At 68.4% G+C, this 13,202-nt stretch carries 12 protein-coding genes, 1 tRNA gene and 1 pseudogene; 13 read left to right on the plus strand and 1 reads right to left on the minus strand.

The window, feature by feature from the left end; genetic code table 11:
• Positions 1-91: 91 nt before the first annotated feature.
• The 10 genes from Q2K16_RS27090 to Q2K16_RS27135 all read left to right on the plus strand — a co-directional run bounded on the left by Q2K16_RS27090 (position 92) and on the right by Q2K16_RS27135 (position 9,590).
• Positions 92-167: transfer RNA gene (locus Q2K16_RS27090), tRNA-Lys, on the plus strand.
• 380 nt (positions 168-547) lie between these two features.
• Entirely contained in the window at positions 548-1,915 is a 1,368-nt protein-coding gene (locus Q2K16_RS27095; RefSeq protein WP_368052515.1) for an NsdA family TPR-like regulatory protein, read from the plus strand.
• Positions 1,916-1,922: 7 nt separating this feature from the next.
• Positions 1,923-2,807 carry a phosphotransferase gene (locus Q2K16_RS27100; protein ID WP_302740960.1) on the plus strand — a complete coding sequence of 295 codons (885 nt, stop codon included), beginning with the start codon at positions 1,923-1,925 and terminating at the stop codon, positions 2,805-2,807.
• Between the two features lie 394 nt (positions 2,808-3,201).
• Entirely contained in the window at positions 3,202-3,351 is a 150-nt protein-coding gene (locus Q2K16_RS27105; protein ID WP_302740961.1) for a hypothetical protein, read from the plus strand.
• Positions 3,352-3,916: 565 nt separating this feature from the next.
• Complete coding sequence (locus Q2K16_RS27110) at positions 3,917-4,069, plus strand: hypothetical protein (protein ID WP_302740962.1); 153 nt, start codon at positions 3,917-3,919, stop codon at positions 4,067-4,069.
• 239 nt (positions 4,070-4,308) lie between these two features.
• Positions 4,309-6,447: a B12-binding domain-containing radical SAM protein gene (locus tag Q2K16_RS27115; protein WP_302740963.1), complete on the plus strand. Its 2,139-nt coding sequence runs from the start codon at positions 4,309-4,311 to the stop codon at positions 6,445-6,447.
• An 11-nt stretch (positions 6,448-6,458) separates the two neighbouring features.
• On the plus strand, positions 6,459-7,505 hold the full coding sequence (locus Q2K16_RS27120; protein WP_302740964.1) for an aldo/keto reductase: 1,047 nt from the start codon (positions 6,459-6,461) through the stop codon (positions 7,503-7,505).
• A gap of 13 nt (positions 7,506-7,518) precedes the next feature.
• Positions 7,519-8,073 (plus strand): class IV adenylate cyclase, encoded by a 555-nt coding sequence (cyaB, locus tag Q2K16_RS27125; protein ID WP_302740965.1) that lies wholly within the window; start codon positions 7,519-7,521, stop codon positions 8,071-8,073.
• A 450-nt stretch (positions 8,074-8,523) separates the two neighbouring features.
• Positions 8,524-9,078, plus strand: coding sequence for a hypothetical protein (locus tag Q2K16_RS27130; RefSeq protein WP_302740966.1), 555 nt, complete (start codon positions 8,524-8,526; stop codon positions 9,076-9,078).
• Between the two features lie 11 nt (positions 9,079-9,089).
• Positions 9,090-9,590: a helix-turn-helix domain-containing protein gene (locus Q2K16_RS27135; protein WP_302740967.1), complete on the plus strand. Its 501-nt coding sequence runs from the start codon at positions 9,090-9,092 to the stop codon at positions 9,588-9,590.
• 27 nt (positions 9,591-9,617) lie between these two features.
• Here Q2K16_RS27135 and Q2K16_RS27140 read toward each other — a convergent pair.
• A protein-coding gene (locus Q2K16_RS27140; RefSeq protein ID WP_489671812.1) for an IS3 family transposase occupies positions 9,618-10,822 on the minus strand; the annotation gives its coding sequence in 2 pieces (ribosomal slippage) (positions 9,618-10,532 and positions 10,535-10,822; 1,203 coding nt in all).
• 66 nt (positions 10,823-10,888) lie between these two features.
• Here Q2K16_RS27140 and Q2K16_RS27145 point away from each other — a divergent pair.
• The 3 genes and pseudogenes from Q2K16_RS27145 to Q2K16_RS27155 form a co-directional block, all read left to right on the plus strand.
• A pseudogene (locus Q2K16_RS27145) lies at positions 10,889-11,056 on the plus strand (transposase); the annotation flags it as partial.
• A gap of 417 nt (positions 11,057-11,473) precedes the next feature.
• Entirely contained in the window at positions 11,474-11,647 is a 174-nt protein-coding gene (locus tag Q2K16_RS27150) for a hypothetical protein (protein ID WP_302740968.1), read from the plus strand.
• Between the two features lie 221 nt (positions 11,648-11,868).
• On the plus strand, positions 11,869-13,179 hold the full coding sequence (locus Q2K16_RS27155) for an MFS transporter (RefSeq protein ID WP_302740969.1): 1,311 nt from the start codon (positions 11,869-11,871) through the stop codon (positions 13,177-13,179).
• Positions 13,180-13,202: the final 23 nt, after the last annotated feature.

The following is a 13,202-nucleotide window of genomic DNA, read 5'->3' on the forward strand; positions in this document are numbered from 1 at the left end:
TTGCCCGTTAAGCTCGCCCGAAGGATGGAGCCGGGTATCGGATTGGAACCCCGCTCATGGCCCGTGCTAGTGTTCTCTCCGTTGCCAACGAGCGCCGCTAGCTCAACTGGCAGAGCAGCGGACTCTTAATCCGCGGGTTCGGGGTTCGAGTCCCTGGCGGCGCACCACCGAAAAGGCTCTGACCTGGGGTTTCACCCTGGGTCGGAGCCTTTTGGCGTTTCTGTCGGTGGTGCGGTGTCTCGGTGGGTGCTCGGGAGCCGTTGGACCGTTGCGGCTTCCGGTGGACTGGTGGCCTTGTCGTGGAGGCTGTCGGTCGTACGGGCTCCTTGGTGCGGCTCGTCTTGTGCTGGTGATGACGCCTGGTGGTGTCCGTACGAGTGATCGCGCCCGGGTCTGGCCACCGTGAGGGCCCACCGTGGGGGTTCCGGGCGGGGCGGCGTGCCTCAATCCTGTGGTGGATGTTCGTCGGCGCCGGCCTGCATGTTGACTTGCCGTCACAGGGCTGATGCGCTGAGCTGCTGATCGATGGATTGGTCGTCCTGGCGGGGTGGTCGTGGGCGTGCAGGTAGATCCCGAGTGGTGGAGTTCGGGAGTCTGGAACGGTCGGCCGATCGGCGAGTTCCTGCAGCGGCGAGACGTGACCGCCGCCTTCCGGTTTCTTCATGCTCGCGGTGTGTCCTATGGCAGGATCGCGGCTCTTGTCGGCGTTTCACCTAACCGTGCTGCGGAGATCGCCAAGGGCGTCCGGCAGGTCACGGCCTACGAGGTCCTGGAACGGATCGCGGTCGGTCTGAGTATTCCGCGTCCGGCGATGGGGCTTGGCCGGACCGACGACGCGGACGCGGTGCAGGATCGCAGCCACGCGACCGGTGTGGGCGTCGGGGCGGAGCGGCCGTTGGCGGGTGAGGGGACAAGCGTCGAGGTGAGCAGTCTTGCTCGGCTCCGGCTGGAACTGGACGAGGCCTTGGCGTCGGCGAGCGTCGCTCCGCGGCAGCTGGATCTGATCGAGGAGTCGGCCGGCGAGCACATGCGGGTGTACCCGTCTGCTTCGCCCCAGGTGGTGTTGTCGCTGTTGGCCGCTGACTGCCGGGAGGTTCAGGTCTTGTCGCGTCGGCGTCAGCCGGCGGTGGTCCAGGCCCGATTGTCGGGGGTGGCGGCGCTGTTGGCGACGATGTGTGCCGATGCGCTGATGCGGCTGGGGGATGTGGGCGAGGCCCGACGGTGGTACCGCACGGCGATCCATGCGGCGGATGACAGTGGACAGGCGTGGTTGAGGGTGCTGGTGCGGGCCCAGGCGGCGATGCTGCCCTACTACTTCGGAGATCCGCGTCAGACCGTCGCTGTCGCTGAGGAGGCACTGGCGGTGACCTCGACAGCCTCACCGTCAGGTGCCTTGGCGGCGGCGGGCCGGGCTCGGGCTCTGGCTCGGGTCGGTGCCACCGGGCAGGCGCGGGCGGCCATCGACCAGGCACGCCGGATGTTCGACCAGGCCGGCGACGAGGACACCGACGTGGCGTTCAGGTTTCCGGCGAAGCGGCTGCTGCTGTACCTCTCCGGGACGCACACGTGGCTCGGCGACACGACGGAGGCGTACCGGGTCCAGGACGAGGCGTTGCGGCTGTACGGGGCGGCTCCAGCGGTACCGATCGACGCGGCGCTCATCGCCCTGGACAGGTCGATGTGTCTTGCCCATGACCGGCGGGCGGCCGAAGCGGCAGCGACGGCACGCGAGGCTATCGCGGACCTGCCCGAGATGCAGCGGACGGAAATCGTCCTGACCAGGGCAATCGATGTGGTGTCGGCGATCCCTGGTAGCAACCGGCGCGGTGAGGTGGCCGCGTTGACGGACTACGTGCAGGTGTGCCGCGAGCGCGCCCGTAGGCTGGGGAGCGCAGCCGCTGCACTCGGTCCCTAGGAGCCCCATGTTCGTCGAGGCGCGCACCCGACCGGTGCTCGCCGAGGTGTGTCGTCGTCTGGGTTACCCAGAATCGGAGGCGGCCCTGCTCCGGCACCACACCAACGCCGTCTACGCCGTCCGTGACGTGGTGATCAAGATCGCCCCCGGTGACCTTGGCATCGAACGGGTGCGGGCGGTGGTAGCCGTGGTGGACTGGCTGGCCGCTCGACGGTTTCCCACGGTGGAGTTGCATCCGGGCCTGGCACAGCCGTTGCGGGTGAGCGGTCACGCCGTCACGGTCTGGCAGCGACTGGACCCTGCCGACCACCGCCCGATCACCGTCGCCGAACTCGGAACACTTCTCCGTGACCTGCACGCCCTGCCCGCCCCGCCGATACCGCTGCCGATCCTGCAACCGATCAACGGCATCGCCCGGTCCGTCGCCCGCTCCGAGATCCTGAACGGCAAGGAGCAGGATCTGCTGATGGACCGGCTCGAGGTGCTAGCGGCTGGCTGGGAGGCGATGCGGTTTCCCCACGGTCCGAGCCTTATCCAGTCCGACCCGCAGATCCGCAACGCGCTTCGGCGCTTCGATGGCACGCCTGTGCTGGCTGACTGGGACGGTGCCGTCCTCGGGCCCCGGGAGTGGGACATCGCGACAGTCGCTGTTCACTGCCGCCGGTTCGACCCTCCCGGCTGGGCGGCCTTCGCCGACTTCACCGCCGCCTACGGCTGGGATGTTACCTCCTGGCCCCGATTCGACGAGCTGTGCCAGCTCCGCGAATTGCAGATGATCGCGACCAACGCCCGCAAGTCCCGTCCCGGGACCGATGCCGCCGAGGAGGTGCGTCATCGGATCGCGGGCCTTATCGACGACGGCGCAGAGATCCGTCGGTGGCAGATTCTCTGAACCCAGCCCGCCGAATACTCTCGCCGTTCGCCGAATCGCGGGCGGTCGTGCTCAGACACGATGAGGTCCACCGTGGCCTGCCACGCTGGGTCTATCTTCCCGCCCGCCACGAAGCGATCGTGGACCCCAGGAAACGCGTAGGCGGAACGGTCCGGGCGAAGTCCTGAAACCTGGATAGCCAGACCGAGCCGCCCGTGTCCCGACCGGAGTCAACACCGGTCGACGTACCGGCCCGAGGTGGGTGCGGCACGGGGGCGGACGTGCTCCCAGAGCCGCGACACCGTGCCACCCTCTCGGTGCCTGTCGGAACAGGGGTAGGAGCATGCCTGCACGCAGAGCAACCTCCAGCAGGAATCCGCGAAGAACGCAGGACCCGGGAGTCGGGGGAGGCCCCGTGACCGGTGCTACGACCTGGCTCAAGGCTGGCCCTGCTGCTCCGGGCGGCACCGGCATCGTCGTCCAGGTGCGCGTGCCCGCCATCCGCACGCTGCCACCGCCCTCGACCACCACAACTGCGGCCGGGTTCCTGGAGAACTGGTCATGACCTTGTATGTCTCATCCCACACCGTCCAGCCCGATGGTCGGTTTCCGATGCCGGCCCCGGATCCGCTCAACTCGCGGTGGCGGATGCAGGGTCTGTCTACGGCAACCCAGATGCTGCGCCGGGGCTGGCGCTTTCTGCTCGGGCGCGAAGCGATTGCACCCGGTGGGGCCGGGCGATCACACGGCCGGCATCGCCGCCACTGCACCCCTCACGCGACCCCGCTGGGTGCCCGTCCCCGCCGAGGTGAGGGTGGTGTGCGGGCAGCTCAGCGGTCGGCGACAGGATCCGCGTCGCCGGCCCGGGCGATGGGACCGATGGCCACAGGGATCCAGGATGATCATCGGTTGGCGGAGGACGCCACTCCCGACTCGTTGGGGGTGGGCCGGGCCGGTTGTCCGACGTTGGCGCAGGAGTGGCGCGGGCGGGGCGGTCGGTGGTGACGCGTGTCGAACAGCCCCGCCCGCACCTGCCGATGCGCCCGTTGTGGCGGTGCCGAGCCTGCGGTGCCGAGTGGCCCTGCTCGCCGGCCCGGCTCCGCTTGCTGCGCGAGTACGAAGGATGTCGGGTGTCCCTGGCGCTCTACCTTGTCGTGATGCTCAACGAGGCCGTCCAGGACGCGTACCGGCTTGGGCTGTGCATCGACCTCGCCGCCTGGCACGTCCGCATGATCGCCTGGATAAGACGTCCGGAGGTGCCGGTTGAGCAAATGCATCGTTAGCAAGACCGTCCGCCCTGATCGCCGGGCGCTTCTACGTTTATCGAACTGAACGACGTCGATGCGATGCGCCTGACGGGTTTGCTCGGCGCGCCGTCCGGACTCGTTCCTGCCATCTCGCACTGAGCAGGCCGTTTCCGGCTCTGTCCCCACATCTCGTAGCCCTTCTTCCCGTTGCTGTCTCGCGCGGGCGGTGGCACACGCCCACACCCGCAAAGCTCTGCTCGTCACGGAGGTGTTCGATGCGTGACCTGCCCCCGTCCGCCCACGATCGGCTGCTGTACGCGTACGCGCACGCCACTGGCTCGATACCCCCACGTGGCGGGCCGTTGATGGAAGTGCCGTTGGAGGATCCGAATGCCGTGCGTGCCGCGCTGACCTCGGCGGTCGGGGAGGAGAGAACGGTGGTGGTGACCGGAACGCTCGATCGTCGGCTGGTTCTCATCCTGCAACCGTCAGGATCGTGGACGGCGGCAGACCTCTCCGGGCAGCCACATCGCAGCCGTGTGTGGCCCAACTGGACCGTCGGCCACCTACATGTCGCCGACCAGGACAGCTGGCTGTCCACCGCACGGATCACCGCCGAGGGACAGCGGCGGTTGCTGCGACCACGGCTGTTGCTCGCGTCGCTGTACCACCCGGAGCACTTCCCACTTCCTCGGTTCCCGCTGGCGATTTCCGACCTGGCCCGGGCAGCGCGGTCCACCCTGATCGGGCAGGTCGAGCTGATGGATATGCAGCTCGGCACCGGATTGGACGACATCGTCGCCCGGGTCCGCGAGGGTGTGGAGATACTCGGTGTGTCGGTGACCTTCGGCCAGCATGACCTGGCCACCAGACTGCTGGATGCCGTTGCTTCGCTCGACCGGCCGCCGCTGGTGGTCGCCGGCGGCTCGCTGACCGCCCGCAACGAGCGGATCCTGCTGGACCGCTATCCGAACCTGCTCATCTGCCGGGGCGCGGGGGAACCGACGATCACCGACGTACTGGCCCATTGGCACGGTGACCTTCAAATCGGGCAGATCCGAGGTATCGGTTTCCGGGACACCTCGCAGGCCCGCCTCCTGATGCCGATCAGCCGTTCCCGCCGGACCGCGACTGTGGCGAACCGGTCGCAGACCGACATGTGGCCGGAACTCGATCTACTCGATCACACCTTCGCGCACGGCGGCGTGGCGCAGCTGGAGTCGTCGCGAGGCTGCACCAACTACTGCTCCTTCTGCCCGCGGGGACACAAGGGGCAGTGGTCCGGGGCGCAGCCCGATGCGCTGCCCTGGCTCCTGCGCCAAATGAGGGCGGTGTTCGACCGGCACCCGAACCTGAACAAGACGATCTATCTGGTCGACGAGGAGTTCATCGGACGCGGTGACGACGCGGCCACCAGGGCCCTGCAGGTAGCGGACACGCTCGCCCAAACGGGGTTCACCTGGGAGACGAGTTGCCGGGTCGATCAGGTGGTCCGTCCCGACCGGGATCGTACCTGGCACCTCGAACGCGGCCACCTGTGGCGCGGTCTGGTCGACCGGAACCTGCGCCGCTGCCTGTTCGGGGTGGAGTCCGGGGTGACCTCGATCCTGGAGCGCTTCAACAAGGAGACCACCGGCGAGCAGAACGCCCTGGCCATCCGCACTCTCACCGCGCTGGGCGTGCCACCACGATTCACCTACATCACCTTCGACCAGCTGATGACCGCAGCCGAGCTACGGCAGACGTACGCCTTCCAGGGCCGCACCGACCTGCTGCTGCGGCCACAGCTCGACCTGAGCGTCGCCGAGATCATCGACGGGGTTCGTGACGAGCGGTGGGTCGCCGCCCACACCACCGGCCGCCCCTTCTACACCGGCATCAGCTACATGCTCGTCGGCATGGAATGCCTGATCGGCGCCGCCTACACCCGCCGCGCCGAAGCAGCCAGACTCACCGGAGCGGCGGACCCGTCGATGGGACGAGTCGAGGCCCGCTACGCCGACTGGCGCATCGGCGTGCTCGCCCACCGCTCCCAGCTGTGGATCGACCGGAACTTCGCCCTGGACTACACCCTTAAGTCCCTGGAGAAGATCCTCACCGGTCAGCCCTACGCCATGGTCCGCCACCTGCGCCGGCTGCTAAAGAACGCCGCCTACCGGCTCCTCGGCACGATGCTCGACGAACTCGACCGCACCGATCCGACCGCAACGGACCACCGGGACCTCGACGTGCGATGCCAGGCGGCGGCCAACATACTCCTGACCCAACTGCGCACCGACCTGGAGCCGGTTGTCGCCACGGTCGGTGCGGTCCTGCCCGCCGACCGTCGGGACATCCTTCGGCACGAACACCACCGATGGACCGCCACCCGCAGCTGGCAGCTGATCAACGCAGCCGACCCGTGCGGCACCTGAACGGACAACCCATGATCTCCATGCCACACCGCCACCTCGCCGGCCTCAACGCGCAGGTCTCCGCTATCGGGGCCGGCTGCTGGACCATCGGCGGCCAAGCCACCAACCGGGGCACCCCGATCGGCTGGGACGGCGTCGATCCCGACGCTGCCTTCGCCGGGCTCGAGCGCGCCTTCGAACGCGGCGTCACGCTCTACGACACCGCGGACGTCTACGGCCTCGGCCACTCCGAACGCCTGCTCGGCAAACTCATCCGAGTCACCGCACGCCACAACTTGACCATCTCCAGCAAGGTCGGCTATTTCACCGGCACCGCTCGCCACGCCTACCACCCCCTGCAGATGCGTGCCCAGCTCGCCACCACCCTGGACAACCTCGGCACCGATCACCTCGACATCTACTTTCTGCACAGCAGCGACTTCGGCTCGCACAACCGGTACCTGCCGGACGCCGTCAGCTTGATGCGGGCCTGGCGAAACGAGGGAATCATCCGGGCGGTCGGCATGCGCGCACCACACCGGTTCGCCGAAGAGTGGGCCGCCACCGACCGGCCGGAGGCAGCCGAAACGCGCCGTTGGCTGCACCTGTTCGACCAGGTACGCCCCGACGTGCTCACCACCCGCTACAACCTGGTCAGTCCGCTTTACGCCGACCACGAAACCGACATCTTCCGATTCGCCCACCGCAGGGGTGTCGGCGTCCTGATCAAACAGGTCCTCGGACAGGGCCTCCTGCTACGTACCGAGACAAGTGCCGATCAGCGGCGGTACAGCGTCGGTGACCACCGCAGCACCGACCCGGCCTTCAACCCGGAAAACCGCCGGCAGCTACACGCCCGACTCGCACCCCTCCGCGCCCGGTACGGACACACTCCTGCCGCCATGGCGCGCCTCTGCGTGCAGTACGCCCTGCACCACGCTCCCGATGCCGCCGTACTCGTCGGCTTTCGCAATGAGAGCCAGATCGACACCATCATCGCCAGCCTCGACCACCCACTCCACGCCGACGACATCACCCAGATCCGGGCTGTGCTCCACGCCAGCCCACACACCAACTGATAGGAACTACACCGTGCGCTACATCGAGGTCGAGAAGAAGTACAGCCTGCCCGACGCCGAGGGCCTCAAGGCCCGGCTCGTGGAGCTTGGCGCGAAGTCCGCTGAGCCGACCCGGCAGGTCGACGCCTACTACAACGCGCCGCACCGGAACTTCCTCGCTGCCGACACGATCTCCGAGTGGCTACGCGTCCGCATCGAGGACCACGGAGCGTCGATCAATTTCAAGCGGTGGCACCCGGTCGACGCCGTCGTCAAGACTCACGCTGACGAGTACGAGAGTCCTGTCGGGGACGTCGAGGCGGTTCGTCTCCTGCTGGCGGCTCTCGATTTCCGCCCCATGGTGACGGTCGACAAGACCCGTCAGGCGTGGACTCTCTCCGACGTCGAGGTCGTCTTCGATCACGTGGTGGACGCCGGTGACTTCGTCGAGTTCGAGTTCAAGGGGGAGGCCACCGACGTCGGCGATGCCACCCAACGCCTGGACGAGTTCATCGCCTCCCTCGACGTCGCCCTCGGTGAGCAGGTCAACAAGGGGTATCCGCACATCCTTCTCGGCCGCGACCACTAGACCTCCGCCGATCATCGGATGCCCTGGGACAGGGGCACTCGCGGGTCCTGCTGTCCCGTGACCATCAGGCGTACCGACAGATCCGCGCCTGAAGCCTCACCCTCCTGCGGCGGGAGCTTCGAGCAGCGTGCCGGCCGGAACGTGCGCCGTGGCGAAGGTGTCCCTGCTCGGGCGACGGCTTCGGTTGACGGCCGTGCGTGTCCGGAACCCGCCGGCTGAGCAGGCAGGAACAGTGCAGCCCGCTGACACGCCGATCGGTGGCTGTCGCGTGGGGCAGCTCCCCTGGCCCTGCGCCTGACCGTGCCGTTTGCGGGCTCTGCGGGTTGCCCATGGAGGCGGCAGGCGAAATTGAAGTTGGGAGAGGACTTCGTGGCCCATCAATCGGGGCCTGACAACTTGCTTCGCGGGGGGCGGCTGGCGTTGCGGTCTTCGTCGGGGTCGGGGCGGCCGGTGTCCCGGCAGGAGTTGGCCGATGCGGTCAACGCCTACGCCCACGCGCCCGCGGGGTGCTGTCGTACTGTGGGTGCCCGCTACGTTGGCCGGCTGGGGCGTGGGGAGCACCGGTGGCCGTTCGAGCCGTACCGCACGGCGCTGCGGGAGATCCTCGGTAAGACGACCAACGCCGACCTCGGGTTCTTCATCATCCAGGGACACGCCCAGGACCCTGAGGTGAGTCCGGAGGAATCCAGACTAAGTGGCAGGAGATTGTCGGCTTCCGGTGCCGACCTGGGCCGCCCGGTATCGGTAGCGGCGGCGGATGGTCCGGTCATGATGGCCCGAGCGGCGGTGGTGCGGGTGACCGTGAGCATCTACGCCGAGACGGTCACGGTGCTGGTCCCTCGCGACGACATGACCGGCGCTGTCGCGGTCCTCGCGGCGCCGGTCGAAGTGATGATCGAACCGTCGGGTGTGGTGAGGGACTGCCTCGCGCCTGGACTCGGTATACCGGCAACTGCGGCTGGCCCTGGCCAGGTGTGTCGGCTTCCGGCTCGGCGGTGCCGGTGACGAATGTGCGGGTGACGCAGTCGGCCATGGACGGCCGGGGTTCGTCGGGTCTGCGCTTGCCGGGGCTGATCAGTCAGCAGCAGGTGGCCGAGGCGCGTAGGGACCTCGGTCGGCGGTTGGCCGCGTGGCGTGTCGAGCGAGGGCTGACGCAGATGCAGCTCGCCAGAAGCATCTGTTACTCCCGTAGTTCGGTCGCTAACGCCGAGATCGGCCGGGACACCAGCGTTCGTCGGTTCTGGCAGGACGCCGACCGGGCGGTCGACGCACGAGGGGCGTTGTTGGCCGCGTTCGACCAGATGGCCGCGCTGGTACGGGACTTCAACGCCCAGCAGGCGCAGGCGCGGGACGAGGAACGCCAGCGACGCGCTGGCCGGACCGCCCCCCGGGCCAGTCACGCGGCGACGGGTGACTGCGGGTGCGGGACGGTGGTCGTCGGCCGGTGGACCGGACAGGAGACCCGCGCGTTACGCGAGGCCCTCCGGATGACCGTCCACGACTTCGCCCGCCACTGAGGTTCCTCCCGGGATGTGGACACCGGGTTATGCCGCGATCTGATGCAGCGTAGTCGGTGCGAGGTTCTGTTCGTAGTCGGTGGGGCTGAGGTAGCCGAGTGCGGAGTGGCGGCGTCGGTGGTTGTAGAAGGCGATCCACCGGAACACGTCGCGGCGGGCATCAGTCTCGGATGTCCAGCGTCGGTGGTCGACGTCTAACTCTCGCTTCAGGGTGGCGAAGAAGGCTTCGGCCAGGGCGTTGTCGTACGACGAGCCGATCCGCCCCGTCGAGCGGCGGATGCCGTGCCGTTGGCAGGCGTCGGCGAAGTCGCCGCTGCCGTACTGGGCGCCCCTGTCGGAGTGGAAGATCACGCCGTCGACCCGGCCGCCGCGGGCGGCGGCCGCGGCGTCGAGAGCGTCGATGACCAGGCCGGTGCGCATGTGGGTGTTGATCGACCAGCCGATCAGCCGGCGGGTGGCGATGTCGATGACCGTGGCCAGATACAACCAGCCGCCACCGACGCGTAGGTAGGTGATGTCGCCGCACCACCGCTGATCCGGTGCGGTGGCGGTGAAGTCCCGGCCGATCAGGTCCGGCACCGGCACAGCGGTCGGATCCGGCATGGTGGTGCGTTTGCGGCGGCGCAGGTGTCGGCCCACCACGTCGCGTTGGCGCATGATCCGCTCGACCCGCTTGCGGTTGACCCGCATGCCCTGGTGGTGCAGCTCGACGGTCACCCGCGGGGAGCCGTAGGCGCCGCCGGAGTCGGCGTGAACCTGGGTGATCTGCTCAGCGAGGGCGTCCTCGGCGGCGGCGCGAGCCTGCCGGGCCGGCTCACCCGCGATCCAGCGGTAGAACCCGGAGCGGGACACCGCCAGGACCCGGCACAGCCGCTTGACGCCGAAGGCGGCGCGGTGGGCGGAGATGAACCGGAAGCGGCTGGTCACCGAGCCATCTCCTTCGCGAAATAGGCGGCTGCCTTACGCAGGATCTCCTTCTCCTGCCGCAACTCCGCGACCTCACGCCGCAGCCGGGCGATCTCGGCGTCCTTGTCCGCCACCGACAACCCGTCCCCACCCGAGGAGGCCGCTGCGGCCCCGGCTCGACGTTCAGCGGCGCGGACCCAGTTCCGCAGCGTCTCGTGACTCATCCCCAGCTCACGGGCCACCTGATTGATCGGCCGCCCCGACGAGCGGACCAGGTCAACCGCGTCACGCCGAAACTCTTCCGTGTACTTCGATGGACGCCCCAACGGGGACACCCCTTCCTCTGGACCAACATCCAGTCTCAGGGTGTCCACATCTCAGGGGGAAGCCCAGACGTCGGGAAGAAGGTGTCCGGCCGCAAGCGTGGCCTGGCCGTGGACACCCTCGGTCTGGTCATCGCGGTCGTGGTGACAGCGGCGTCGGTCACCGACAACGCCATCGGCATACGGCTGCTCGACAAGGTCGTCGAGCACACTCCGACGGTCACCCAGGCCTGGGTCTGGCCATGAGGTCTCCGGTATTCAGGTTTGCTTGGTCGCTAACCCACTCACCGGAGACCTCTCCAGTTATCGATCACCGCCACGCCGCGACCTCACCCGGCCAACGCCCACTTACGAAACACGGGCTAGTACTGCATCGGCAGTAGGCGAATCGTATTCGGATCGGGTTCGTTGGTCAGCTCGTGACGGACGTTGATATCGACCGATAGCATGCGCCTCTCGCCCCGGACGGGAGGGCCGGCTGCGGCGCGCCGCCACCGCCGCGACCCTGGCCGCCGCGCTGCTCACCGTCACCACGGGGCCGGCGCAGGCGAGCTGGTACAGCGCGAGCATCGGCAACACCGCAGTGACCCTGCGGACTGCTACCACCCGAGCAAGGCGGCGCAGCTGAGCCAGAGCTGCACGCCCATCAAGACCGTGCCGGCCGGCACCGCGGCGCACATCATCTGCCAGCACTCCGGTCAGGATATCTACGGCGACCTGGTGTGGAACTACATCTCGTACAGCGGCGAGGAAGGGCACGTCGCCCACTACTGCACCTGCACGGGATACGCGAACTGGATCCGGGGCGTGGACGTCTGCAACTACTGATCTACCCGGCGACGCACCGGCCCTGACCCTGCCGGCCAGGGCCGGCGCGCTCCCGCGAGCCGATCAGGTGTGCCGGTCCACGGCGGCTGTGGGCTCCACATAGGACAGCCTCGCGACGCGCCGGCCGGCACTATAATGCACCCGGGTCGATACGCACGGTAAGCGGCCGACTGGCACCGGCACTGCCGGAGTGCCGACCGATGGAGAGGAACGCGGCGCCCATGGCCGAACCAGAATCCGCAGCCCCGCCGGGCACCCTACAGACCCTACGTGCACTTCCCCGCCCGGTGATCGTGCTGCTTGTGGGCATCGCGGTAAACCGGATGGGCGCCTTCCTCGCGATCTTCCTGATCCTCTACCTGACCAGCCTCGGGTTCAGCCCCGCCGCGGCGGGAGTGGTGCTGACCCTCTACGGGGTGGGTTCGATCGTCGGGGTGTTCGCCGGCGGGCTGCTGTCGGACCGGATCGGATCCCGCCAGGTCATCATCGCCTCCACGCTGCTGTCCAGCGTGGCGGTGGCCGCCATCGCCTTCGAAGAGGACTACAACTGGCTGCTCGTCACCAGCCTGGCCGCCGGAATCCTCACCGCCGCGTACCGCCCGGCCGCCTCCGCGATGTTGGCCGAGTTGACCCCGCTGCACCGCCTCGTCACCACCACCGCCGCGAGCCGGCTGGGCCTCAACGTGGGCGCCACCCTCGGCCCGTTGATCGGTGCGTGGCTGGCGACCCACTCTTTCACCGCCGTGTTCCTGGTCAATGCTGGGACTGCGCTCGTGTTCGGGATGGTCGCCGTCTTCCTGCTACCCGACGTGCGGTCCGCCGGACGACCGGGCGACCGCTCCGCCGCAGAGCAGGCCGCCACGACCAGCGAGGCCGGTACACCCCCGGCACGATCCCAGGACGCCCCTGGCCAGGTCGGCGAAGTGCTCGGCGGCAGAGGGCTGTTCCACGACCGCCGGTACCTCGCCGTACTGGTGGCGATGTTCGCCACCGCCCTCGCGGAAGTGCAATACCAGGTGATTCTGCCGCTGCACCTCGGATCACAGGGGCACCCGGTGTCGCTCTACGGCATCATCATCGCGCTCAACGGCGCCATCATCATCGCCGTGGAGTTGCCCCTGACCCGCAGTGTCCAGCGGTTGCCGATCAGGACCGCCATCGCGACAGGATCCCTGTGTATCGGGCTCGGCCTAGCCCTGTTCGGTTTCGCCGGGGGTGTTTGGATCTTCGTGGTCGGGGCGCTGATCTGGACGTTCGGTGAGATCGTCAACGCGCCGTCGCTGAACGCATACCCGGCGATGGCCGCCCCGGTGCCACTGCGTGGCCGGTACATCGGGGCTCTGTCGGCGGTGCAGTCGGCGGGCTACGCGTTCGGTCCGCTGCTCGGCACCACCCTGTTCCAGCTCTTCGGGCGCGCTGCCTGGGCGGTCTGCGCCGTCCTGGGCGTCGTCGCATTCGGCGCTCTCTGGTATGGCGTGCAGAACCGTTTCGCCGTCGTCGGGGCCACGGGGAAGCACCCGGTCACGACCTGATCGCGCCGGTGCGGCCGTCGGGC

The sequence above is a fragment of the Micromonospora cynarisoli genome (assembly GCF_030518815.1).
GTDB classification, from domain to species: domain Bacteria; phylum Actinomycetota; class Actinomycetes; order Mycobacteriales; family Micromonosporaceae; genus Micromonospora; species Micromonospora wenchangensis.